The organism is Amycolatopsis sp. NPDC004625, from assembly GCF_040609695.1.
Classification (GTDB): Bacteria; Actinomycetota; Actinomycetes; order Mycobacteriales; family Pseudonocardiaceae; genus Amycolatopsis.
The window spans coordinates 88,774-110,933 of sequence record NZ_JBEXKX010000013.1 but is presented as its reverse complement, the minus strand read 5'-3'; the positions used below and the strand labels follow the sequence as shown (position 1 = coordinate 110,933).

Annotated in this window: 16 protein-coding genes; 8 read left to right on the top strand and 8 right to left on the bottom strand. The window is 71.3% G+C overall.

The window, feature by feature from the left end:
• Positions 1-108: 108 nt before the first annotated feature.
• The 4 genes from ABZW17_RS17215 to pdxA are packed head-to-tail and all read right to left on the bottom strand — an operon-like array spanning position 109 to position 7,678.
• The gene (locus ABZW17_RS17215; RefSeq protein WP_354814367.1) at positions 109-4,779 is read right to left on the bottom strand and encodes a DEAD/DEAH box helicase; all 4,671 of its coding nucleotides are present in this window, start codon (positions 4,777-4,779) and stop codon (positions 109-111) included.
• On the bottom strand, positions 4,772-5,560 hold the full coding sequence (locus ABZW17_RS17210; RefSeq protein WP_354814365.1) for a DeoR/GlpR family DNA-binding transcription regulator: 789 nt from the start codon (positions 5,558-5,560) through the stop codon (positions 4,772-4,774). Before ABZW17_RS17210 ends, ABZW17_RS17215 begins: the two co-directional genes overlap by 8 nt.
• On the bottom strand, positions 5,532-6,653 hold the full coding sequence (locus ABZW17_RS17205) for an MFS transporter (protein ID WP_354814363.1): 1,122 nt from the start codon (positions 6,651-6,653) through the stop codon (positions 5,532-5,534). The genes ABZW17_RS17210 and ABZW17_RS17205 overlap by 29 nt, the downstream gene beginning before the upstream one ends.
• On the bottom strand, positions 6,650-7,678 hold the full coding sequence (pdxA, locus tag ABZW17_RS17200; RefSeq protein WP_354814361.1) for a 4-hydroxythreonine-4-phosphate dehydrogenase PdxA: 1,029 nt from the start codon (positions 7,676-7,678) through the stop codon (positions 6,650-6,652). The genes ABZW17_RS17205 and pdxA overlap by 4 nt, the downstream gene beginning before the upstream one ends.
• A 338-nt stretch (positions 7,679-8,016) precedes the next feature.
• Between pdxA and ABZW17_RS17195 the strand changes: the two genes are divergently transcribed.
• The 4 genes from ABZW17_RS17195 (at position 8,017) to ABZW17_RS17180 (ending at position 12,058) form a co-directional block, all read left to right on the top strand.
• Positions 8,017-9,855: an Hsp70 family protein gene (locus tag ABZW17_RS17195; RefSeq protein ID WP_354814359.1), complete on the top strand. Its 1,839-nt coding sequence runs from the start codon at positions 8,017-8,019 to the stop codon at positions 9,853-9,855.
• 45 nt (positions 9,856-9,900) lie between these two features.
• On the top strand, positions 9,901-10,095 hold the full coding sequence (locus ABZW17_RS17190) for a DUF3046 domain-containing protein (protein ID WP_354814357.1): 195 nt from the start codon (positions 9,901-9,903) through the stop codon (positions 10,093-10,095).
• 238 nt (positions 10,096-10,333) lie between these two features.
• A complete protein-coding gene (gene recA / locus ABZW17_RS17185) occupies positions 10,334-11,377 on the top strand; it encodes a recombinase RecA (protein WP_354814355.1) in 1,044 nt (347 codons plus the stop codon).
• Between the two features lie 153 nt (positions 11,378-11,530).
• On the top strand, positions 11,531-12,058 hold the full coding sequence (locus tag ABZW17_RS17180) for a regulatory protein RecX (protein ID WP_354814577.1): 528 nt from the start codon (positions 11,531-11,533) through the stop codon (positions 12,056-12,058).
• A gap of 31 nt (positions 12,059-12,089) precedes the next feature.
• On the opposite strand, the gene ABZW17_RS17175 is transcribed toward ABZW17_RS17180, so the two are convergent.
• The 4 genes from ABZW17_RS17175 to edd form a co-directional block, all read right to left on the bottom strand.
• The gene (locus ABZW17_RS17175) at positions 12,090-13,400 is read right to left on the bottom strand and encodes an MFS transporter (RefSeq protein ID WP_354814353.1); all 1,311 of its coding nucleotides are present in this window, start codon (positions 13,398-13,400) and stop codon (positions 12,090-12,092) included.
• 19 nt (positions 13,401-13,419) lie between these two features.
• Entirely contained in the window at positions 13,420-15,387 is a 1,968-nt protein-coding gene (locus ABZW17_RS17170) for a PEP/pyruvate-binding domain-containing protein (protein WP_354814351.1), read from the bottom strand.
• Between the two features lie 215 nt (positions 15,388-15,602).
• Positions 15,603-16,208, bottom strand: a complete 606-nt coding sequence (eda, locus tag ABZW17_RS17165; protein WP_354814349.1) for a bifunctional 4-hydroxy-2-oxoglutarate aldolase/2-dehydro-3-deoxy-phosphogluconate aldolase — start codon at positions 16,206-16,208, stop codon at positions 15,603-15,605.
• Positions 16,205-18,088 carry a phosphogluconate dehydratase gene (gene edd, locus ABZW17_RS17160; RefSeq protein ID WP_354814347.1) on the bottom strand — a complete coding sequence of 628 codons (1,884 nt, stop codon included), beginning with the start codon at positions 18,086-18,088 and terminating at the stop codon, positions 16,205-16,207. The genes eda and edd overlap by 4 nt, the downstream gene beginning before the upstream one ends.
• A gap of 236 nt (positions 18,089-18,324) precedes the next feature.
• Here edd and ABZW17_RS17155 point away from each other — a divergent pair, with 236 nt between their 5' ends.
• From ABZW17_RS17155 to ABZW17_RS17140, 4 genes are read left to right on the top strand one after another with little or no spacing between them, the layout of a single operon-like run.
• Positions 18,325-18,612 (top strand): hypothetical protein, encoded by a 288-nt coding sequence (locus ABZW17_RS17155; RefSeq protein ID WP_003054488.1) that lies wholly within the window; start codon positions 18,325-18,327, stop codon positions 18,610-18,612.
• Positions 18,609-19,433 (top strand): hypothetical protein, encoded by an 825-nt coding sequence (locus tag ABZW17_RS17150; RefSeq protein WP_354814345.1) that lies wholly within the window; start codon positions 18,609-18,611, stop codon positions 19,431-19,433. The genes ABZW17_RS17155 and ABZW17_RS17150 overlap by 4 nt, the downstream gene beginning before the upstream one ends.
• 52 nt (positions 19,434-19,485) lie before the next feature.
• On the top strand, positions 19,486-21,402 hold the full coding sequence (locus ABZW17_RS17145; RefSeq protein ID WP_354814343.1) for a fumarate reductase/succinate dehydrogenase flavoprotein subunit: 1,917 nt from the start codon (positions 19,486-19,488) through the stop codon (positions 21,400-21,402).
• Positions 21,399-22,151 carry a succinate dehydrogenase/fumarate reductase iron-sulfur subunit gene (locus tag ABZW17_RS17140; protein WP_354814341.1) on the top strand — a complete coding sequence of 251 codons (753 nt, stop codon included), beginning with the start codon at positions 21,399-21,401 and terminating at the stop codon, positions 22,149-22,151. Before ABZW17_RS17145 ends, ABZW17_RS17140 begins: the two co-directional genes overlap by 4 nt.
• The last annotated feature ends 9 nt before the right edge of the window (positions 22,152-22,160 follow it).

Below are 22,160 nucleotides of genomic sequence, written 5' to 3'. Positions count from 1 at the left end.
GTTCGCCGCACCGGCGGCGGAGACCGCGGCGCGGCGAGCCGGCGCTGGTGACGGAGGCAAGTCGTGGCGCTCTCCGCCGACGCACGCCCACGTCGGCGGGGCGAACCCTCAAGCCCGCAGCCGCAGGCCCGAGGGCGTGGCCCGGAAGCCCGCCTCCTGCAACACCTCCGCCAGTTCCGATGTCAACGCCTGCTCGCCGTCCGCGCGTTGGACCGACAGCTGGCCCAGCCAGCCCTCGCGGACCGCTGCCGACAGGGCCTGGGCCGCCTCCGACAGCGGTTTCCTTTCCTCCGTGAAGCTCAGCAGCGACCTGCCTCCTCGCTCGACGTACAGGGCCGGGACCCCGTCCACCAGTACCGCCAGCGCCCCCGCCTTGCGGGCCGGGCGGTGTTTCGTGTCGCCGGTGGCCGCCGGCCAGGGGAGGGCGGCGCCGTAGGGCTGGGCCGGGTCCGCCGCCGCCAGGACCACCGGGCGGCCGGGTGCCGGGCGGCCCGGGCCCGACAGGGCGCGCAGCCTGTCCACCGCGCCCTTGGCCGCGAACTGGGCCGCGCCGAGGCCCTCCACCACGTACCCGCGGATCACCTGGCCCGTGTCCTCCATGCCGCGGAGCACCTTGTAGATCCCGGAAAACCCGCCCGTGACGCGTTCGGTGTCGAGCGCGCCGCGGGTCAGGACGCCGTGGCGTTCCAGGAACGCTTCCGTGCGCGCGTGGGCGCGGCGGGTCGCGTCGGTCTCGCGGGGCGGGGTCAGCGCCCACCGGCCCGCCACCGTCGGCGGCCCGGACCGCGACGGCATCTGCGGCCGCCCCGCCCGCAGCCGGGCGTACCGGCCACGGGGTGCCTGGCGCCGCGGCTTGTGGGCGCCGTGCCCGGCGACCTGCGCCCGCAGCGGGCCCAGCGTGTCGCCGGTGACCAGGCCGGCCCAGACCAGGTCCCACAGCGCCGCCACCACCTCGGCGTCGTTCGGGGCCTTGTCCACCAGCACCGTCGCGCGGTCCACCAGCTGGCGGAAGAACAGCGCGCCACCCTCCAAAGTGGACACGATTGCGTCGTGCAGCGGGCCGGTCGGGATGTCCTCGACGACTTCGGGCAGCAGCAGGTCGGCCACGTCGGCCGGGGCCAGGGCGATCCAGCCGTCGCCGCCGGAGAGCGCGCCGCAGCCCGCCCAGGTGACCTCGCCCGCCGTCGTCAGTTCGTCCAGCAGCGCGGGGGAGTAGCCCGGCAGCCGTCCGGGCAGGATCAGCGACTCCACCGCGCTCGCCGGCAACGGGGCCCCGGCCAGCTGCTCGACCACCGACAGCACGTCGTCCGCCGTCGGCGCCGCCCGGACGCGGCCGCCGAATCCGTGCCACGAGGGCAGGAACCGGCCCAGCGCCGCCGGCTCGACCGGCTCGACTTCGGCCCGCAGCTTCGCCAGCGACGTCCGCCGCAACCGGCGCAGCACCGCCGAATCGCAGTATTCGACGCCGGCACCGTGCGTCTCCGGACGTCCGACCGGGCTCAGCTCGCCGCGCACCAGGCGGCCTTCCCCGGTCATCCGGTCGAGCACCCCGGTGACCACGGCCGTGCCGAGCCCGAACCGCGCGGCCGCGTCCGCCGCGGCGAACGGACCCCGGCCGCGGGCGTAGCGCGACAGCAGGTCCCCGAGCGGGTCCGCGACCGGCTCGGTGAACGCCTCGGGCACGCCCACCGGCAGCGCCGTGCCCAGCGCGTCCCGCACGCGACCGGCGTCCTCGATGGCCAGGAACCGTTCCGCGCCGCCGATCCGCACCCGGATCGCCCGCCGCGCCGCCTCCAGTTCGGTCAGCCACGCCTCCTGGATCCCGCGCTCGGCGGCCTCCTCGACGGTCAGGTCGCCGAGGAACCGCAACAGGTCGGCGGCGTCTTCGGCCGAGCGCGCGTGCCTGTCCGGTTCGAGCCGCTGCAGCGACCGTTCGACCTCGGTGACGGCCTCGGGATCCAGCAGCTCCCGGATCGCCTCGGTGCCCAGGAGCTCGGCCAGCAGCGCCGAATCCAGCGACAGCGCCGCGGCCCGCCGCTCGGCCAGTGGCGCGTCGGTCTCGTACAGGAACATCCCGACGTACCCGAAGAGCAGGCTGCGCGCGAACGGCGACGCGGCCGGCGTCTCGACCTCCACGAGCCGGACCTTGCGGGCGCGGACGTCGGCCATCAGCTCGCGCAGGCCGCTGACGTCGTAGACGTCCTGCAGGACCTCCCGCATCGCCTCCAGCACCACCGGGAAGCGTTCGTACTTCGCCGCGACCGAAAGCAGCTGCGACGCTCGTTGCCGTTGCTGCCACAGCGGGGTGCGGCGCCGCGGGTCCCGGCGCGGCAGCAGCAGGGACCGCGCCGCGCATTCCCGGAACCGCGCCGCGAACACGGCCGAGCCGCCGACCTCGGCGACGATCAGCTGCTCGACCTCTTCGGGATCGAGCAGCACGTCGTCCGCGCCGATGGTGACCTCGCCGCCCTCGGCGTCCAGTGCGTCCGGCAGGCGCAGGACGATGCCGTCGTCGGAGTGCGCCACCTGGGCGTCCACCCCGCGGTTTTCCCGCAGCCGGGCGGCGATGGCCAGCGCCCACGGCGCGTTCACCTGCGCGCCGAACGGCGAGTGCACGACGATCCGCCAGTCGCCGAGCTCGTCGCGGTAGCGCTCCAGCAGGATCGTGCGGTCGTTCGGCACGTGCCGGGTGGCGGCTTTCTGCTCGGCGAGGTAGGCGAGGAGGTTGTCGCACGCCCGCTCGTCCAGCCCCGCCGCCTCGGCCCGCTCGCGCGCCTTCACATCGTCCGAAGTGGACAGTTCGCGGACGAACTTCCCCAGTGCCCGGCCCAGCTCCAGTGGACGGCCCGGCGCGTCGCCCTTCCAGAACGGCATCCGCGCCGGTTCGCCCGGCGCGGGCACCACGATGACGCGGTCGTGGGTGATGTCGGTGATCCGCCACGACGACGTGCCCAGCAGGATGGTGTCGCCGACGCGCGACTCGTACACCATCTCCTCGTCGAACTCGCCGACGCGCGATCCGGATTTGTCGTCCGAGCCCGGCGTCATGACGGTGAACAGGCCGCGGTCGGGGATCGTGCCACCCGAGGTCACCGCCAGCCGTTGCGCACCCGGCCGGCCGCGCAGCTCGCCGGTGATCCGGTCCCAGGTGATCCGCGCCCGCAGCTCGCCGAACTCCTCGCTCGGGTAGCGGCCGGCGAGCATGTCGAGCACCGCGTGCAGGGCGTCGTCCGGTATGGCGGCGAAGGGGGCCGCGCGCCGCACCAGCGACGCCAGGTCCGGCACCGTCCACGGCTCCAGCGCCACCATGGCGACGACGTGCTGCGCCAGGACGTCCAAGGGGTTGCGCGGGTAGCGGACCGCCTCGATCGCACCGCTCGCCATCCGCTCCGCGACGACCGCGCAGGAGACGAGGTCACCGCGGAACTTGGGGAACATCACCCCGGACGACACCGCGCCGACCTGGTGCCCGGCCCGGCCGACCCGCTGCAGCCCGGACGCCACCGTCGGCGGCGCCTCGATCTGCACGACCAGGTCGACCGCGCCCATGTCGATGCCGAGCTCCAGCGACGACGTCGCCACCACGCACGGCAGCTGCCCGGACTTCAGCGCTTCTTCGACGTGCGTGCGCTGCTCCCGCGACATCGAACCGTGGTGGGCCCGGGCGATCACCGGCGGCGCGCCGGTGCTCACCCCGGACTGCCCGACCGCCTCCGCCGGGAACGCGTCGGCGGCCGTGAGCTCGGTCTGCTCGGCGGCCAGCTCGTTCAGCCGGGCGGTGAGCCGCTCGGTGAGCCGGCGGGAGTTGGCGAAGACGATGGTCGAGCGGTGCGCCTGGATCAGGCTCAGCACCCGTTCCTCGACCGCCGGCCAGATCGACGGCCGCTGCACCGGGTTGCCGGCCAGCTCTTCCATCGTGCCCATGCCGCCGGGCGCGATGCCCCCGGGCGGGAACGCCTCGGTCAGCGACTCCAGTGACTCCAAGGCGTCGAGCGGGCTCGGCGCCGGGCCGCTGCGCGGGGCGTCGAGGTTGCTCATGTCCTCGACCGGGACCTCGACGCGGACCTCGATGGTCTTCGCCAGCTTCGGCTGGACGACGCGCACCGGGCGGCCGCCGGCCAGGAACGCGCCCACCTCGTCGATCGGGCGGACCGTCGCCGACAGGCCGATCCGCTGCGCCGGCTTCGCCAGCAGCGCGTCCAGCCGCTCCAGCGAGAGCGCGAGGTGGGCACCGCGCTTGCCGCCGGCGACCGCGTGCACCTCGTCGACGATCACGGTCTCGACGCCGCGCAGCGACTCCCGCGCCGAGGATGTGAGGATCAGGAACAGGGACTCCGGCGTGGTCACCAGCACGTCCGGCGGGGTCTTGGCGAACGTGCGCCGCTCGGCCGCGGTGGTGTCGCCGGTGCGCATGCCGACCTCGATCCCGGGCACCGGCAGCCCGAGCCGGCGGCTGGCCTGCGAGATGCCGGCGAGCGGCGCCCGCAGGTTCCGCTGGACGTCGACCGCCAGGGCCTTCAACGGCGAGACGTACAGGATCCGGCAGCGTTTCGTCACCTCCGCCGGCGGCGGCTCCACCGAGAGCCGGTCGAGCGCCCAGAGGAACGCCGAGAGCGTCTTGCCGGACCCGGTGGGCGCGACGACGAGGGCGTGCTCGCCCGCGTGCGCGGCCCGCCAGGCCCCTTCCTGCGCCGCGGTGGGCGCGGCGAAGGCTCCCGCGAACCAGTCCCGGGTCGCGGGGGAGAAGAGGTCGAGCACGTCGGTTGCCACGTCATTCATGATGCGCGGCACCCCCGACAGTTTCGGGCCGGTTCGCCGGGATCACGCTCTGGGCGAACTGCGGGAACACCACGTCGACCTTCGGCTCGTCGGTGATCAGCCGGTACTCGCGGTCGAGCGGGGTCCAGTACGAAAAAGGGGCCTGGTCCAGCTGGGAGTGGTCGGCCAGCACGTACGCCTCGGTGCCGGCGTGGAGCATCGCGTGCTTGACCACCGACTGCTCCAGTGACGGGCAGCACAGCCCCCGGGCGGCGACCACGCCGTCCGCGCCCAGGAACACCCGATCGGGTGAGATGTGCCGCAGTTGCGCCAGCACGTTTTCGCCGAGGATCGCCTCGTCGGGATGCCGCAGCCGGCCGCCGAGGACGATCAGGTCGATCCCGGAGAAGCCGGCGAGCTCCCGGATCGCGTGCACGCCGTTGGTGACCACGGTCAGCCCCTCGCGGTGGGCGAGGTGACGGGCGAGCCTGCCGGTGGTCGTGCCGGCGTCGAGCAGCACCACCTCGCCGTCCCGGACGAGCGCGGCGGCCTCGCGGGCGATGACGTCCTTGGCCGCCGCGTGCTCCCGGTCCTTCTCGCGGGGACTGCGTTCGGTGTCGAGGGCGCCGCCGTAGGTGCGGACGACGTGGCCCGCCCCGGCGAGCGAGGCGAGGTCGCGGCGGATCGTCGACTCGGAGACGCCGAACTCTTCGGCCAGCTCCGCGATGCCGCCGGAGCCGTCGCGGACGGCCTCCAGGAGCATCGCGCGCCGGTCACGGGTGCCTGGTCGCGGCTGGGACATGCGCCGACCCTTCCACAGTCGCGGGTTTCAGCCCGAAGAACGCCAGCCCGGCGGCCACGGCGAAAAACGCGGCCAGGACGACGAAGCTGGTGGCCGCCGTGCCGGTGACGTCGGTGAGCCAGCCGACCAGGTACGGCCCGGCGAACCCGCCGAGGTTGCCCAGCAGCAGGCCGGCGATGGCGACGAGCAGCGGGACGGTGACCGCGAGCCGCCGGTTGCCGGTGCGGTCGGACCAGTGCGCGCACGCGACCATCCCGGCCAGGGCCAGCACGTACGGCACGGCCGACAGGAAGCCGACGGCGGTGGCCGAGCCGCCGGTCATCGTCTTCACCACCGACGGCAGCCACAGGGAGAAGCCGTAGAAGCCGGTGATCCAGAAGAAGCAGACGCCGACCAGCAGCAGGACCTGGCGGTTCGCCAGCGCCTGCCGGTAGCTCCGCTTCGCGAACGCCGGTTTCGCGTCCTCTTCGGCCTGCAAGGTGGTTTCGAGGTACTCGCGTTCCGCCGGGGAGATCCACCGGGCCCGCGCCGGCCGGTCGGCGACCGCGAACCCCCAGACGACCGCCCACACCAGCGGCGGCAGCCCCTGCAGGACGAACACCCAGCGCCACGACATGTGGTCGAGCATGAACCCGGACAGCGGCGACATGAGGATCGCCGAAATCGGCAGGCACGTCATCCACCACGCGTTCGCCCGCGCCCGTTCCGCCTGCGGGAACCAGGACGCCAGCAGGACCAGCACCGCCGGCCACACCCCGCCCTCGAACAGCCCGAGCAGCAACCGGGCCAGGTGCAGCTGCGTTTCGTTCCGCACCAGGCCGCACAGCACCGCCGCGAACGCCCAGGCGATCATCAGGATCAGCACGGTCTTGCGGGCGCTCCACTTCGCCGCCAGCACCGCCGCCGGGATCTGCAGCACGAGGTAGCCGACCAAGAAGATGCCGCTCGCCAGCCCCTTCGCACCGGCGGACAACGGGAAGTCGGCGCCGACGTAGGGCAGGATCACCGCGACGTTCGTGCGGTCGAGGTAGGCCGGCATGTACATGACCACCGCGACCGGGATCACGTACGCCCAGCGCCTGCGGGGGATCACCGCCGGCCCGGCGGGTAGCTGACGGGCAGCTTCCGGGCGTACGGCGCCAGGGTGGCCGCGGCCTTGAACGCCGCCCGCATGGTGCCGTGGGAGGCCCGGCCGGTGCCGGCGATGTCGAACGCGGTGCCGTGGTCGACCGACGTGCGCAGGATCGGCAGGCCGACCGTCACCGACACCGTGCCGTCGAAGTCGTACGTCTTCGACGCGATGTGGCCCTGGTCGTGGTAGAGCGAGAGCACGCCGTCGAACCGGCCCTGGATCCCTTGGTGGAACACGGAATCCGCGGGGATCGGGCCGACCACGTCGAGGCCGGCCACCCGCGCGGCGGCCACCGCGGGGGCGATCGCGATGATCTCTTCGTCACCGAACTTGCCGTTTTCGCCGCCGTGCGGGTTGAGCGCCGCCACGGCCAGTCTCGGTTTCTCCGTGCCGAACACCTGGAGCGCGGTGTACGCCTCCCGGATCGCGTATTCGATGTTCTCCCTGGTGATCTGGTTGATCGCTTCGCGCAGGGAAAGGTGCCGGGTGGCGAAGAAGATCTTCAGCCCGGAGACCCAGAACATCGTGGTGAACCGGGTCGAGCCGGTCAGCTCGCCGAGCATCTCCGTGTGCCCGAGGTGCTGCGAACCGGCCGCCCAGATGGCTTCCTTGTTGATCGGCGCGGTCACGACCGCGTCGACCTCGCCCGCCAGCGCGAGCCGGGTGGCGACCTCGATCGCCCCGACCGCCGCGGCGCCCGCGGTCGCGTTCACCTCGCCCCACGGCAGGTCTTCGGTGACCACGCCGAGGTTGAGCACGTCGATCACGCCGGTGGTGAACCGCGCGTCGGCGACCGTGGCGATGGGGTTGATCTCCAGGTGCAGGCCCAGGTGCCGGACCAGGCGTTCCAGCACGATCGCGTCGCCCACCGCCACCCCGCGCGCCATCTGGAGCGCTTCGGGCTCGGCGAGGGTCTTGAGGGTGATCTCCGGGCCGATGCCGACGGGGTCGCCGAGGGTGACGGCGAGGATGGGGAGGTCGCTCACGGGTTCTTCCTTCCGGTGGCCGAGACGTGTTCAGGTGCTCCCGGGCAGGCGATCGCCGCCGGACGGCGGCCCCGGCGACGGTCAGGGGTGGCCCGTACCGCCCACGTGACGTGTGGTGGCGAAGGGTGGCGGGTACCCGCGTCGATCTCCGGCACCACAGCCTCCCTTCTTGCGCATTCCGGTCAACTTTTATGACCGAACCGTGCAACTATCGTGCACCTTGATCGCCTGCCACGTCAAGGAGCAGTGACTTTCGCGGGTCCGCACGCACGGTGACCGCGCACGTGGCAGCATCACCGCGGGCGCCGCCGAGGCGTCGTTTCGCGAAGGGGAGTGCTGTGCGGATCCTGTCGGTGGACCTCGGGACGTCCAACACCGTCGCCGTGCTTTCGGCGCACGGTATGCCGCCCAGGGTCGTCGAGGTGGACGGCTCGGCCAACATGCCGTCGGCGGTGTTCGCCACCGAAGAGGGCACGATCATGGTCGGCCGCGACGCCGAGCGCCGCGCCCGCCTCGACCCGACGCGCTTCGAGCCGAACCCCAAGCGCCGCATCGACGAGCAGACCCTGCTGCTCGGCACCGACGTCGTCCCGGTGACCGAAGCGCTCGCCGCCATCCTGCGGCGGGTGCTCGAAGAGACGTCCCGCCAGCTCGGCGGCGACCAGCCCGACGAGGTCCGGCTGACCCACCCTGCGCAGTGGGGCCAGACCCGCCGCAACGTCCTGATGTCGGCCGCCCGGCTCGCCGGGATGGGCCCGAACATCCTGCTGGTGCCCGAACCGGTCGCCGCGGCGGCGCACTTCGCGTCGTTCCCCGGCAAGGCGCTCGCTCCCGGCCACGCGCTCGCGGTCTACGACCTCGGCGCCGGCACGTTCGACGTCGCCGTCGTCGGCGCCACGCAGAACGGGTTCACCGTGCTCGCCGAGGACGGCCTGCCCGACCTCGGCGGCCTCGACGTCGACCAGGCGCTGATGGTGCACGTCGGGCGCGAGGTGTCGCACTCCGACCCGCAGCGCTGGCAGCGGCTGCTGCGCCCGGAGTCCACCGGCGACCGGCGCACCCGGCGCGCGCTGCAGGAGGACGTCAAGGCGGCCAAGGAGGCCCTGTCGCGGCACCCGCAGACCGAGGTGCCGATGCCCGAACCGTTCAAGGACGTGCTGGTCACCCGCGGCGAGCTGGAAGGCCTGGTGCGCCCGGCGATGCTGCGCAGCGTCGAGCTGCTGTCGCGGACGCTGCGCTCGTCCGGGCTGGCCCCGGACCGGCTGGCCGGCATCTACCTCGTCGGCGGGTCGAGCCGGCTGCCGCTGGTCGGCACCATGATCGCGGAGAAGCTCGGCGTCGTGCCGGGCAGCCTCGACCAGCCGGAAACCGCCGTCGCGCTCGGCGCCCAGCACGTGGCCCGCGACGGGCTCTCGGTGCGGACGCAGAACGTCGAGGGCGCGGTGGCCGCGGGGGCACCGCCGCACCGCCCGCAGTACGCGCCGCCCCCGCCGCCGCAGTACCCGGGTTACGCACCGTCGAACTTCCCGCCCAGCGGCCCGCAGCCGGTGCCGTCGAACTTCCCGGCTTACGCGCCCGCGCCGGAGAAGGCCGAGCCGCGCGGGAAGAAGAAGCTGCTCATCGGGATCGCGGTCGCGGTCGTCGTGGTGCTCGCCGCGGGGCTGACCTTCTTCCTCACGTCGTCGTCCTCGGTCGCCACCTACACCGCCGACCAGTGCAGGACGCCGGGGCAGGCCGACGACAAGGGTTTCACCGGGTGCCTGCGCCAGCTCGCCGGGAAGATCGCCGACACCGGCGACTGCAAACCCGGCATGGGCAACGGCCCGGCGGCACCGGCGCAGAGCCTGGGCGCTTCGTCGACCTGCTCCGCGCCGGGCCGGGCGGGCACCCAGGTGACCTACGTCCACGGCGACAGCGCCGACGCGCTCAAGCAGTACACCGACGGCCTGCTCGCCTCGGCGGGCGGCGACCGCACCGAGGCCGACTGGGGCGGCAACGGCCTCAAGGGCCACTACTCGTCGGCCGCGGGCAAGACGTCGGCGGTGCTCGTGTTCACCGTGGCGGACCGGCCGCTGGCCGGGTTCATCTACCAGCTGAACACGAGCGGGCAGGCCCAGGTGACGACGCCGGGCACGCTGGCCGACTACTTCGAGGCGAGCGTCCAGCCGGGGGAGTAGACGGCGCGAACGGAGCTTTCCGGCCCGCCGGTTAGAGTGGGCCCGATGCGGATCACGGTTTTCCGGCGGCTGATGGCCGACGAGTTCGGCTCCGGGCGGGCCCAGGTGCTGGCCAGGGACCACGTGCTCAGCGGGCTCGGCGGCCGCACCGTCGACCAGGCGCTGACCGCGGGAATCCCGGCGAAAGAGATCTGGCGCGAGGTCTGCGACGCCTTCGAGGTCCCGGCCGAACGGCGCTGACCTGGGCCGATGAGGGCCGGGCCGACCCGGGCGGGCGAAAATCCTAGCGCAAGGGTGTGTCGCTGCCGACCTCGAACAGGTGTTCGTCTAAGGTGTTGTCCACATCGGGTCCAGCGATCCACAGATTGGGCGCCGCGCCTGGAATTGTCGGTCCCCGCCGCTAGCGTCGGACCGGACAGCTGAAGAACCGACACAGAGCCCCCGAGAGACGGGGCTTCGACCAGCGAGGTGGACTTCCATGCCTGCAGCACCCGACAAGGACAAGGCGCTCGAGCTCGCGCTCGCGCAGATCGACAAGCAGTACGGCAAGGGCTCGGTGATGCGCCTGGGCGAGGACACCCGCCCGCCCATCGCGGTGATCCCCACCGGCTCGATCGCCCTCGACGTCGCCCTCGGCATCGGCGGCCTGCCCCGCGGCCGGGTCATCGAGGTCTACGGGCCGGAGTCCTCCGGTAAGACCACGGTCGCCCTGCACGCGGTGGCGAACGCGCAGCGCGCCGGCGGCATCGCGGCGTTCATCGACGCTGAGCACGCGCTGGACCCGGACTACGCCAAGAAGCTCGGCGTTGACACGGACGCGCTGCTCGTCTCCCAGCCGGACACCGGTGAGCAAGCCCTGGAGATCGCGGACATGCTGGTCCGCTCCGGCGCGCTCGACATCCTGGTCATCGACTCCGTGGCCGCGCTCGTGCCCCGCGCCGAGATCGAGGGCGAGATGGGTGACTCGCACGTCGGCCTCCAGGCCCGGCTGATGAGCCAGGCGCTGCGCAAGATGACCGGTGCGATGAACAACTCCGGCACCACCGCGATCTTCATCAACCAGCTGCGCGAGAAGATCGGTGTCATGTTCGGCTCCCCGGAGACGACGACCGGTGGCAAGGCGCTGAAGTTCTACGCGTCGGTCCGTCTGGACGTGCGCCGCATCGAGACGATGAAGGACGCCGGCGAGGCGGTCGGCAACCGCACCCGGGTCAAGGTCGTGAAGAACAAGATGGCCCCGCCCTTCAAGCAGGCCGAGTTCGACATCCTGTACGGCCACGGCATCTCCCGCGAGGGTTCGCTCATCGACATGGGGGTCGACCAGGGCATCCTGCGCAAGTCCGGCGCCTGGTACACCTACGAGGGCGACCAGCTCGGCCAGGGCAAGGAGAACGCGCGGAAGTTCATGCGCGACAACCCGGACATCGCCAACGAGATCGAGAAGCGGATCAAGGAGAAGCTCGGCATCGGCCCGCAGCTCGACGCAGCCACCGAGGCGGTCCCGGCACCGGTCGACTTCTGATCGGGTTGCTGCGGGATGGGGTGAGGTAACCCCGGACCCCCGCCGGGGTTGTGTTGGGCGATGACGTTCGGCCTTTGGTGACTGCGGGCTTGGGTGACGTGGTTGCCGGGGTCGTGAGGACGAGGAGTGATCGAGGTGGCCAGGGCGCCCAAGGTGCCGCCCGCCGAGCTTCCTCCTGAGGAGCGGTACAAGAAGGCCAAGGAGATCTGCTTCGATCTCCTGGCCGCCCGGCCGCGGACCCAGGAGGAGCTGCGGCAGGCGTTGCAGCGCAAGGGGTTCGACGAGGAAACCAGCGAGACCCTGCTCGGCAAGCTCGACCGGGCCGGGCTGGTCAACGACGAGGAGTTCGCCCAGCTCTGGGTGAAGTCCCGGCACGCGAACCAGGGCTTGTCCCGCACCGCGCTGGTGGCCGAGCTGCGGCGCAAGGGCGTCGACGGCGACGTGGCCGCGCAGGCGGCCGGCGAGGTCGACCGCGAGTCCGAGGAACAGATGGCCAGGGAACTGGTCCGCAAGCGCCTCGGCTCGCTCGGCAACGTCGACGAACAGACCGCCCTGCGGCGGCTGCTCGGCTTCCTGGCGCGCAAGGGCTACCCGCAGGGGCTGGCGTACACCGTGATCAGGGAGGAACTCCGCGAGTACGGCGCGGAGTCCACCCTGCTCGACGACGCCGTCATCGACTGACCGCGCCCGGCGCCCGAAGGTAAAAGCCGGGTCAGGGGCGGACTTGTCCCAGCGGGCGGAGTTCCGGGGCGGCCGGCGGTGCGCTCGTCCCGGCCTGGCCGGGGCGGCGGGCGGCCGGTGCACGCCGGTCCGAACGGTGCTTGCGGACCGTCAGCAGGAACACCGCGAGCAGGCCCATCGCCACGCACGTCACCACGGCCGTCAGCACCAGGAACCCGTTCAGCTGCCCGGCCGCCAGGTACGCGCCCAGGGCCACCGCGACCAGCGCGCACACCGCTCTGTCCAGAATGGACTCCATGGACAGGAGGGTGGCGCGGTGGCGGGAGTCCGGGATGGAGTCGTTCAGCAGCTGCTTCTGGACCGGGAACGCGATGCCCGTCGCCACCGCGAACACGCACAGCAGCACCACCGCCGGGAAAGCACCCACGAAAACCACGGCCCCCAGGCAGAGCGCCATCACGATCGTCAGGGTGAACACCGAACCCACCGGGCCGATCGCGCGGCGGAGACGGTGGGGGCGGGCCGCGCCCAGGGCCTCGAAGACCGTCATCGCGGCCAGGACCGCGCCGTACCAGTTCACCGAGAGCGACTTCGACGCCAGGATCGGCTGGAACAGGTTCACCTGGCAGATGCGCACCAGCGTGAACATCGCGATGCCCTGCACCATCAGCAGCACCAGCCAGCGGGACGACCGCAGCGCCGACAGAGCGCCGCCGACGCCGGCCAGCACCGAGGCCGTTTTGCCCGTCACGCGGCGGCCGCCGGGGATCGGCGGGAGCTTGACCGCGAAGAAGAGCGCGATGCCCGCGTTGATCGCCGTCAGCCAGTACGGAGAGGGGAGGCTCCACGACATCAGCAGGCCGATCACCGGCCAGAACACGATCTTGCCGACCAGGCTGTACGCGCGGCCGACGCCTTCCACGCGGAGGTAGTGTTCCCCGGCGCCGGAAGCGTGCAGGTACTCGTACAGGTACGCGCTCTGCGCACCCGACACCAGCGAGCGGGCCAGGGCGATCAGGATGAAGTGCACCAGGAATCCGGGGTACGAGCCCGAGAGCACCGGCACCAGGTTCGCCGTCACGAGCACGCCCGCGCCCGCCGCCAGCGAGGTGCGGTAGTCAAAGCGGTCGGCGATCATCCCGGTCGGGATCTCCAGCAGGCAGAACACGATGTAGTAGATGCTCTGGATGCCGAAGATCTCGCCGTCGGACAGCCCGGCGAGCTTCTGGTACTGGTAGAAGATCGGCACCCACAGCAGCAGGCCGAAGAAGAACTGGAACCCGTAGCTCAGCCGGACGGCGCGCTGAACGGCGGGTTTCGCGGGCAGGCGAAGGCCCAGCATGGTCGTGTCTCCCGGAAGGTCAGGCCGAATAGGGGCGCAGCTGCACGAGGTGGAGGTGGTCGCCGTCGGCGAGCCACTCGATGTCCACCGGTGAGTCGAACGTGTAGTCGGGCGAAAAATGGCCCTGGAGCAGGCGGCCGGCGATCGCCAGCACCTGGAGCTGGTCGTGCGCCCGCGAGTCGAGGTCCGCCGGCGCGTCACCCAGCGACAGCGTGCGGCCGCCGCCCTCGACCGTCGAATACAGGTACTGCATGGGCAGGGCCGAACCGTCGACGACGTCGGTGACGCTCGGGGACACGTTGACGTACACCGTGCGGAAGTCCGCGCGGTTCATCGGGTTCGTCGTCACCAGCACCCCGCCGAAGGCGGCCGCCACCTGCTCCTGGATGACCACCCCCATGTAGCACTCGTCGAGCGAGATCCCGGCCTGCTGCCGCAGCCGGACGCTGCGCACCGACACCAGCGACGCCCAGACCTCCTTCACACTGGCGAAGATCCGCTCGGCCGTCGTCACGTGGTTGTGCGACTCGTAGATCCCGGCCGCCGAGAACCCGGCGAGGTCCTCGGCGTTCGACGAACTGCGCACGACGAACGCCCGCACGCCGGCCAGCTGCGACACCAGGGCCGAGTCGATCTCGCCGGCGAGCGCGCCCGGCATGCGTGCCGACCGGATCAGGCCCTGCAGCTCGACGCACAGCGGCTCGATCTCCCGCGCGTCCAGCTCCAGCGCCATCTTCAGCTTGCCGATGGCCTGCTGGATCCGCGGCGACGACTCCAGGAACCGCCGCTGCAGCGAGAACGGCAGCGCGATCCCGCGCGGGACGCGGACGTGCTCGTCGAGCAGCCGGCGGGCGGCGGCGGAAAGGTCGGCGTCGACCGGGACGCCGAGCAGGCGGGCCAGGTACGGCAGCAGGTTGTCCCGCGGCGGCCGTGGCACCTGGTAGAAGCCGAGGAGCCGCTGCGAGCCGGACGCCAGCACGTGGTGCAGCTCGCCCAGGTTGGCCGCCTTGGTGCCGTAGCGGTGACGGTCGGCCGCGCGCAGCCGCGCGAGGTTCACGATCGGGCTGTGGTCGGCCTCCGGCTGCTCCAGCGTGACGCGCTGGGCGTACCAGGACGGCGGCGCCGCGTCGGCCGGCTCGTCGACCTCCCGCAGGGAGAACGCCTGGGCGTCGACCGTGTACTCGACCCACTTCCCGTCGAGACCGCGGCGCTCGACGTCGGCCAGGGCGCCGAGCTGGACTGCGTTCGGGATCTGCCAGCCGGTGGCGAGGACGTTGGTGTGCGACAACGGTGTCGTGTGCCGGGCGTTGACGATCCCCGACAGCCGCGGGATGTCGTCGGGCACGCGGTCCATCACGATGATGTCGGTCCAGTCCAGCGTCGCGGCCCGGTACTCGGCCTCGCTGCGGAACGCGCGCAGCCGCCCGGTGGCCGTGCCCGGGTTCAGCGCCACGAACGGCGCCGTGGAGAACAGCTCGTGCGCGAAGACGCGGGGCAGTTCGCTCGCCGGGATCTCCCGGACGATCCGCTCCTGCCGCTGGTTGGCCGGCTTGAACACCAGCGGCAGGGCCGGGTCGACGTACTGCGCGACGAAAGCGTGGAACTCGCGGATCAGCTCGGCCGGCATCGTGTCGACCTCGACCGTCTCCAGCGAAAGCAGCTGCGGGTGCAACGCGAGAATGCCGAGCAGGAACCGCCGGTCGGGTGCGTGGTAGAAGGTTTCGTTGTACGAGTCGATCTCCGCGCGCACGCGTTCTTCGGGGACGCCCAGGATCTCTTCGCCGATATAGATCGCGTGAAAGGAATGCCGCGCGTCGTTCAGGAAGTGGATCTTCGCCTGTTCGCGGTCGACCACGACCTTGACGAAGGAACAGCCGCCGAGCGTGCCGCCCAGCTGGTGGAGTGCGGACACCGAAAGGCGTTCGCCGACGAGAGCGGCGACGGTCTCGGAAGCAGGACTGGGCGTGACCACGCTGGTCAGGGACACGGATTCTCCTCGCTGGAAATAGCGAGAAGGAACGATAACAGGCCGGTTAATAACCCATCTGCCTGGTGAATGGGCCATTCAGTGGGACGGCACCCGGTCGCATGACCGGCGCCACACCCGCTCGGAGCACCGTTCCAGCGCGCTGGAACGGTGCTCCCGGAATGCGGACGCACATTCCGCCGTTCGAGGAGGACAATGACGCGTAGTGATCTCCGCTACAGCGCGGCCGCCTCCGCGGCCAGCTTTTCGATCGTGGCGGGGTCGAGCGAGGCCGTCAGCCACGAACCGCCGATGCAGCCGACGTTCGGCAGCGCCAGGTACGACGGCGCCGAGGCCACCGTGATCCCGCCGGTCGGGCAGAACCGCAGGGAGGGCAACGGGCCCGCGATCGACTTCAGGTAGGCGACGCCGCCGGACGCCTCCGCCGGGAAGAACTTCAACGCCGTCAGCCCGCGCTCGGCCAGCCGCATCGCCTCCGACACCGTGCTCGCACCGGGCAGGAACGGCAGCCCGGTTTCGAAGCAGGCGTCGACGACCGAGTCGGTGCAGCCCGGCGTCACGAGGAACTTCGCCCCCGCGTCCGCCGCCTGCTTCGCGTGGTCCGCCGCGGTGACCGTGCCCGCGCCGATGACGATCTCCGGCACCTCCGTGGCGACGCGCTCGATCGCCGACAGCGCCGCCGGGGTGCGCAGGGTCAGCTCGATGACCCCGATCCCGCCGGCGAGCAGGGCCCGCGCCGTGGGCACGGCGTCGTCGGCGTCGTCGATCACCACGACGGGCATCACGGGGGACAGCTCGAGCAGGTCCTGACCGGTGGTCACTGACCGACCTCCTGGGTAGCGAAAGCGGGCGTTCCGAAGTGCTCCGGCGTCAGACCGCCGAACACGGAAGCGCCCTGGTCAGCGGGGCCGACGGCACGGCGCAACGCGGCGAACAGCTCTCGGCCGGTGCCGGTCCAGGATGCTTCGGACGGCGGGGCGTCCACAAGCTCGCGCCGGGCGAGTTCTTCGTCACCGACCAGCACGTCGAGCGAGCCCGCGGACGCGTCGAGCCGGATGACGTCGTCGTCCGCGACGCGGGCGATCAGGCCGCCCGCCGCGGCTTCCGGCGTCACCTGGATGGCCGCCGGGATCTTGCCCGACGCGCCCGACATCCGGCCGTCGGTGAGCAACGCCACGGCGTGCCCGCGGTCCATCAGCACGCCCAGCGCGGGCGTCAGGCCGTGCAGCTCCGGCATGCCGTTGGCCCGCGGGCCCTGCTGCCGGACCACCACGACGACGTCCCGGTCCAGCTCGCCGGCGTCGAACGCGGCCTTGAAGTCCTCCTGCGTGGTGAACACCCGCGCCGGCGCCTGGACGACGCGGTGTTCGGGCGCCACCGCGGACACCTTGACCACCGCGCGGCCGAGGTTGCCCTCGACCATCCGCAGCCCGCCGTCGGCGGCGAAGGGGCGCCAGGCCGGGCGCAGGACCTCCTCGTCGAGGCTGCGGGTCGGCACGTCCCGCCAGACCAGCTCGCCGTCGGACAGGATCGGCTCGGCGCGGTAGCGGTGCAGCCCGAACCCGGCCACCGTGTGGACGTCTTCGTGCAGGAAACCCGCGTCGAGCAGGGTGCCGACCAGGAACTGGATGCCGCCGGCGGCGTGGAAGTGGTTGATGTCCGCGCTGCCGTTCGGGTAGACCCGCGCCAGCAGCGGGACGACGGCCGACAGGTCGGAGAAGTCGTCCCAGGTCAGCTGGATGCCCGCGGCCGCGGCGATCGCGACCAGGTGCATCGTGTGGTTGGTCGAGCCGCCCGTGGCGAGCAGCGCGACGACGCCGTTGACGAACGCCTTCTCGTCGAGGATCCGCGAGACCGGCGTGTACTCCTCGCCGCGGGACAGCGCGACCACCCGCCGTCCCGCTTCCTCGGTCAGCGCCCGGCGCAACGCGGAACCCGGCTGGACGAAGCTGGCACCCGGCAGGTGCAGGCCCATCACCTCGACGACCATCTGGTTGGAGTTGGCCGTGCCGTAGAAGGTGCAGGTGCCGGCGGAGTGGTACGACGCCGCTTCGGCGTCGAGGAGGTCTTCGCGGGTCGCCAGGCCCTCGGCGTAGAGCTGCCGGACGCGCGCCTTTTCCTTGTTCGGCAGCCCGGAGTTCATCGGTCCGGCCGGCACCAGGACGGCCGGGAGGTGCCCGAAGGACAGGGCGCCGATCAGCAGGCCGGGGACGATCTTGTCGCAGACGCCCAGCAGCAGCGAGGCGTCGAACATGTCGTGCGAGAGCGCGATCGCCGTCGACATCGCGATGACCTCGCGGCTGAACAGCGACAGCTCCATGCCCGCGCGGCCCTGCGTGATGCCGTCGCACATGGCGGGCACGCCGCCGGCGAACTGGGCGACCCCGCCGGCGGAACGCACGGCCTTCTTCAGCCAGGCCGGGTACTCCTGCATCGGCTGGTGCGCCGACAGCATGTCGTTGTAGGACGACACGATCGCGACGCCGGGGGCGCGCGCGGCCCGCAGCGCCTCCTTGTCGACGCCGTCCATCGCGGCGAAACCGTGGGCGAGGTTGCTGCAGGCGAGGCCGCGGCGGACCGGGCCTTCGGCGTGCGCGGCGGCCGTCCGGTCGAGGTGAGCCGTGCGGGTCGCGGCGCTGCGCGCGGCGATGCGGGCGGTGACTTCGGCGATGACGGGGTGCAACGATGGGGTCGGGCTCATGTCCGGCTCCGGATCACTGGTGTGGGGTGGTCCGCGGGACGGCAGCGCTGACGCCTCTGGGTCGTGACACTGGCCACACTACCTCGGGAAAACGCCGAATCAAAATCGATTCAGAAGATCGACCCGCGTGACCCCGATCACCTCTGGAACCGTTAGTGTGCTAGTTGTCACACTGCACGACGCGTGGCACAGCCGTAGCCCGGTTCCCTGCCAGCCCCACCACCACGGGAGGCATGATGTCCACCTCCGAGATCGCCGAGCTGCGGCGAACCATCGGCCAGCTCCGGCAGTGCGTCGGCGCACTGCGCTCTCGCTACGGCGACGCCTCGGCCGTGCGCCGGCTCGCCAACGACGTCGAGCGCCTCGACATCGACACCGCGGACCTCGACGGCGTGCCCCTCGCGGTGCCCGCGCAGGCGAAGGCCGCCGAACGCGTCCCCGTCCCCGACACCCCCTACGACCCGGCGCTGTGGCACGGCGCCGATGACGAAGGCGTCGGCGGCTACAAGCGCGACCAGCGGTGAGCGCACCCGCTGACAACGGCGTCGGCACCGGCGTCCAGGCCCCCAAGCGGGCCCGGATCGCCGAGCGCACCCTCCGCACGGACCGGTGGTGGCTCCAGCCGCTGCTGACCGTGCTCGGACTGTCGGCGTTCATCATCTACGCGACGGTCCGGTCGTTCGTGCGCACCGCGTACTGGGTGCCCGACTACCACTACCTGACGCCGTTCTACTCGCCGTGCCTGTCCACCTCCTGCGTCGAAGGCTCCAGCCACTTCGGCCACTGGTTCGGCGACCTGCCCGGGTTCATCCCGCTCGGCTTCGTGGTGCTGCCGTTCCTGCTCGGGTTCCGCCTGACCTGCTACTACTACCGCAAGGCCTACTACCGGTCGGTGTGGTTCTCCCCGCCCGCCTGCGCCGTCGCGGAACCGCACGCCAAGTACACCGGCGAGACGCGGCTGCCGCTGATCATCCAGAACGTCCACCGCTACTTCTTCTACGTCGCGCTGATCGTCTCGCTGGTCAACACCTACGACGCGATCACGGCGTTCCACGGGAAGACCGGCGGTTTCGGTTTCGGGCTCGGCAACCTCATCCTGCTCGCGAACGTGATCCTGCTCTGGGCGTACACGCTGTCCTGCCACTCCTGCCGGCACGTGACCGGCGGCCGGCTGAAGCACTTCTCCAAGCACCCGGTGCGCTACTGGATCTGGACGCAGGTCACGAAACTCAACACCCGCCACATGACGCTGGCCTGGACGACGCTCGGCACGCTGGTGCTGACCGACTTCTACGTCATGCTCGTCGCCAGCGGCGCGATCTCGGACCTGAGATTCGTCAACTAGCGCACCCTTCTCCCAAAAACAGACGTCCCCAGTTCCGAGGTGGAATCTCTTCATGACCGAGGTCGAACGGCACAGCTACGACGTGGTGGTGATCGGTGCCGGTGGCGCCGGTCTGCGCGCCGTGATCGAAGCCCGCGAACGCGGTTTCCGCGTCGCGGTCGTGTGCAAGTCCCTGTTCGGCAAGGCGCACACGGTGATGGCCGAGGGCGGGTGCGCGGCCTCGATGGGCAACGCGAACTCGAACGACAACTGGCAGGTCCACTTCCGCGACACCATGCGCGGCGGCAAGTTCCTCAACAACTGGCGGATGGCCGAGCTGCACGCCAAGGAAGCGCCGGACCGCGTCTGGGAGCTCGAGACGTACGGCGCGTTGTTCGACCGGACCGCCGACGGCCGGATCAGCCAGCGCAACTTCGGCGGGCACACGTACCCGCGGCTGGCGCACGTCGGTGACCGCACCGGCCTCGAGCTGATCCGCACGATGCAGCAGAAGATCGTGTCGCTGCAGCAGGAGGACTTCGCCGAGACCGGGGACTACGAGGCGAAGATCAAGGTCTTCGCCGAGTGCACGGTCACCGAGCTGCTCACCACCGACGGCAGGATCGCCGGCGCGTTCGGCTACTGGCGCGAGAGCGGGCGGTTCATCCTCTTCGAGGCGCCCGCGGTCGTGCTCGCCACCGGCGGCATCGGCAAGTCGTTCAAGGTGACGTCGAACTCGTGGGAGTACACCGGTGACGGCCACGCGCTGGCCCTGCGGGCGGGCGCGAAGCTGATCAACATGGAGTTCGTCCAGTTCCACCCGACCGGGATGGTCTGGCCGCCGAGCGTCAAGGGCATCCTCGTCACCGAGGGCGTGCGCGGTGACGGCGGCGTGCTGAAGAACTCCGACGGCAAGCGGTTCATGTTCGAGTACGTCCCCGACGTGTTCAAGGGCCAGTACGCCGAAAGCGAAGAGGAAGCCGACCGCTGGTACGCCGACGCGGACAACAACCGGCGCACGCCGGACCTGCTGCCGCGCGACGAGGTGGCCCGCGCGATCAACTCCGAGGTCAAGGAGGGCCGCGGGTCCCCGCACGGCGGCGTCTTCCTCGACATCGCCAGCCGGCTGCCGGCCGAGGAGATCAAGAAGCGGCTGCCGTCGATGTACCACCAGTTCAAGGAGCTGGCGGACGTCGACATCACCGCGGAGCCGATGGAGGTCGGCCCGACCTGCCACTACGTCATGGGCGGCATCGAGGTCGACCCGGACACGGCGGCGGCGAGCGTGCCCGGCCTGTTCGCGGCCGGCGAGTGCTCGGGCGGCATGCACGGCTCCAACCGGCTCGGCGGCAACTCGCTGTCCGACCTGCTGGTGTTCGGCCGGCGCGCGGGCCTCGGCGCGGCCGAGTACGTGCTCGGCCTGACCGAGCGGCCCGCGGTCGGGCAGTCCGATGTGGACGCCGCGGCGACGATGGCGCTCGCGCCGTTCGACCCGCCCTCCGGTGCCACGGCGGAGAACCCGTACACCCTGCACACCGAGCTGCAGCAGTCGATGAACGACCTGGTCGGCATCATCCGCAAGGCGGGCGAGATCGAGCAGGCGCTGACGAAGCTGGCCGAGCTGCGGGAGCGGATCAAGCTCGTCACGGTGGAGGGACACCGGCAGTTCAACCCGGGCTGGCACCTCGCGATCGACCTGCGCAACATGCTGATGGTCAGCGAGTGCGTCGCGAAGGCCGCGTTGACGCGCACCGAAAGCCGTGGCGGGCACACGCGCGACGACTTCCCGGGCATGGACGCCGAGTGGCGGCACAAGCTGCTGGTGTGCTCGGCTTCGGACGGGGAAAACCCGGTCGTCCCGGACATCGACGTCACGGTGGCGGAGCAGGTGCCGCTGCGGCAGGACCTGCTGGAGCTGTTCGAGTTCGGTGAGCTCGGGAAGTACTACACCGACAACGAGCTCGAGGCGCACCCCGGGAGCAAGGCATGAGCTACAAGGCGAGTTTCCGCGTCTGGCGCGGCGACGACACGGGCGGCGAGCTGCAGGACTTCACGGTGGAGGTGAACGAGGGCGAGGTCGTCCTCGACATCATCCACCGGCTGCAGGCCACCCAGGCGTCGGACCTCGCGGTGCGCTGGAACTGCAAGGCGGGCAAGTGCGGCTCGTGCTCGGCGGAGATCAACGGCAAGCCGCGCCTGCTGTGCATGACGCGGATGTCGACGTTCACCGAGGACGAGGTGATCACGGTGACGCCGATGCGGACGTTCCCGGTGATCCGCGACCTCGTCACCGACGTGTCGTTCAACTACACGAAGGCGCGCGAGATCCCGTCGTTCACGCCGCCGGCGGACCTGAAACCGGGCGAGTACCGGATGCAGCAGGTCGACGTCGAGCGGTCGCAGGAGTTCCGCAAGTGCATCGAGTGCTTCCTGTGCCAGAACACCTGCCACGTGGTGCGTGACCACGAGGAGAACAAGGAAGCCTTCGCCGGGCCGAGGTACCTGATGCGGATCGCGGAGCTGGAGATGCACCCGCTGGACGTCGCGGACCGCCGTGACGCGGCGCAGGACGAGCACGGTCTCGGGTACTGCAACATCACGAAGTGCTGTTCCGAGGTGTGCCCGGAGGGGATCCACATCACGGACAACGCGCTGATCCCGATGAAGGAGCGCGTCGCGGACCGGAAGTACGACCCGATCGTGTGGCTGGGGAACAAGCTGTTCCGCCGGGACAAGTAGGGCTTTCTC

Excerpts from the sequence above, each read along its gene's own strand:
- ABZW17_RS17215 (WP_354814367.1), bottom strand. The coding sequence starts at position 4,779 with ATGAATGACGTGGCAACCGACGTGCTCGACCTCTTCTCCCCCGCGACC.
- ABZW17_RS17210 (WP_354814365.1), bottom strand. The coding sequence starts at position 5,560 with ATGTCCCAGCCGCGACCAGGCACCCGTGACCGGCGCGCGATGCTCCTG.
- ABZW17_RS17190 (WP_354814357.1), top strand. The coding sequence starts at position 9,901 with ATGCGGATCACGGTTTTCCGGCGGCTGATGGCCGACGAGTTCGGCTCC.
- recA (WP_354814355.1), top strand. The coding sequence starts at position 10,334 with ATGCCTGCAGCACCCGACAAGGACAAGGCGCTCGAGCTCGCGCTCGCG.
- ABZW17_RS17175 (WP_354814353.1), bottom strand. The coding sequence starts at position 13,400 with ATGCTGGGCCTTCGCCTGCCCGCGAAACCCGCCGTTCAGCGCGCCGTC.
- edd (WP_354814347.1), bottom strand. The coding sequence starts at position 18,088 with ATGAGCCCGACCCCATCGTTGCACCCCGTCATCGCCGAAGTCACCGCC.
- ABZW17_RS17155 (WP_003054488.1), top strand. The coding sequence starts at position 18,325 with ATGTCCACCTCCGAGATCGCCGAGCTGCGGCGAACCATCGGCCAGCTC.
- ABZW17_RS17145 (WP_354814343.1), top strand. The coding sequence starts at position 19,486 with ATGACCGAGGTCGAACGGCACAGCTACGACGTGGTGGTGATCGGTGCC.
- ABZW17_RS17140 (WP_354814341.1), top strand. The coding sequence starts at position 21,399 with ATGAGCTACAAGGCGAGTTTCCGCGTCTGGCGCGGCGACGACACGGGC.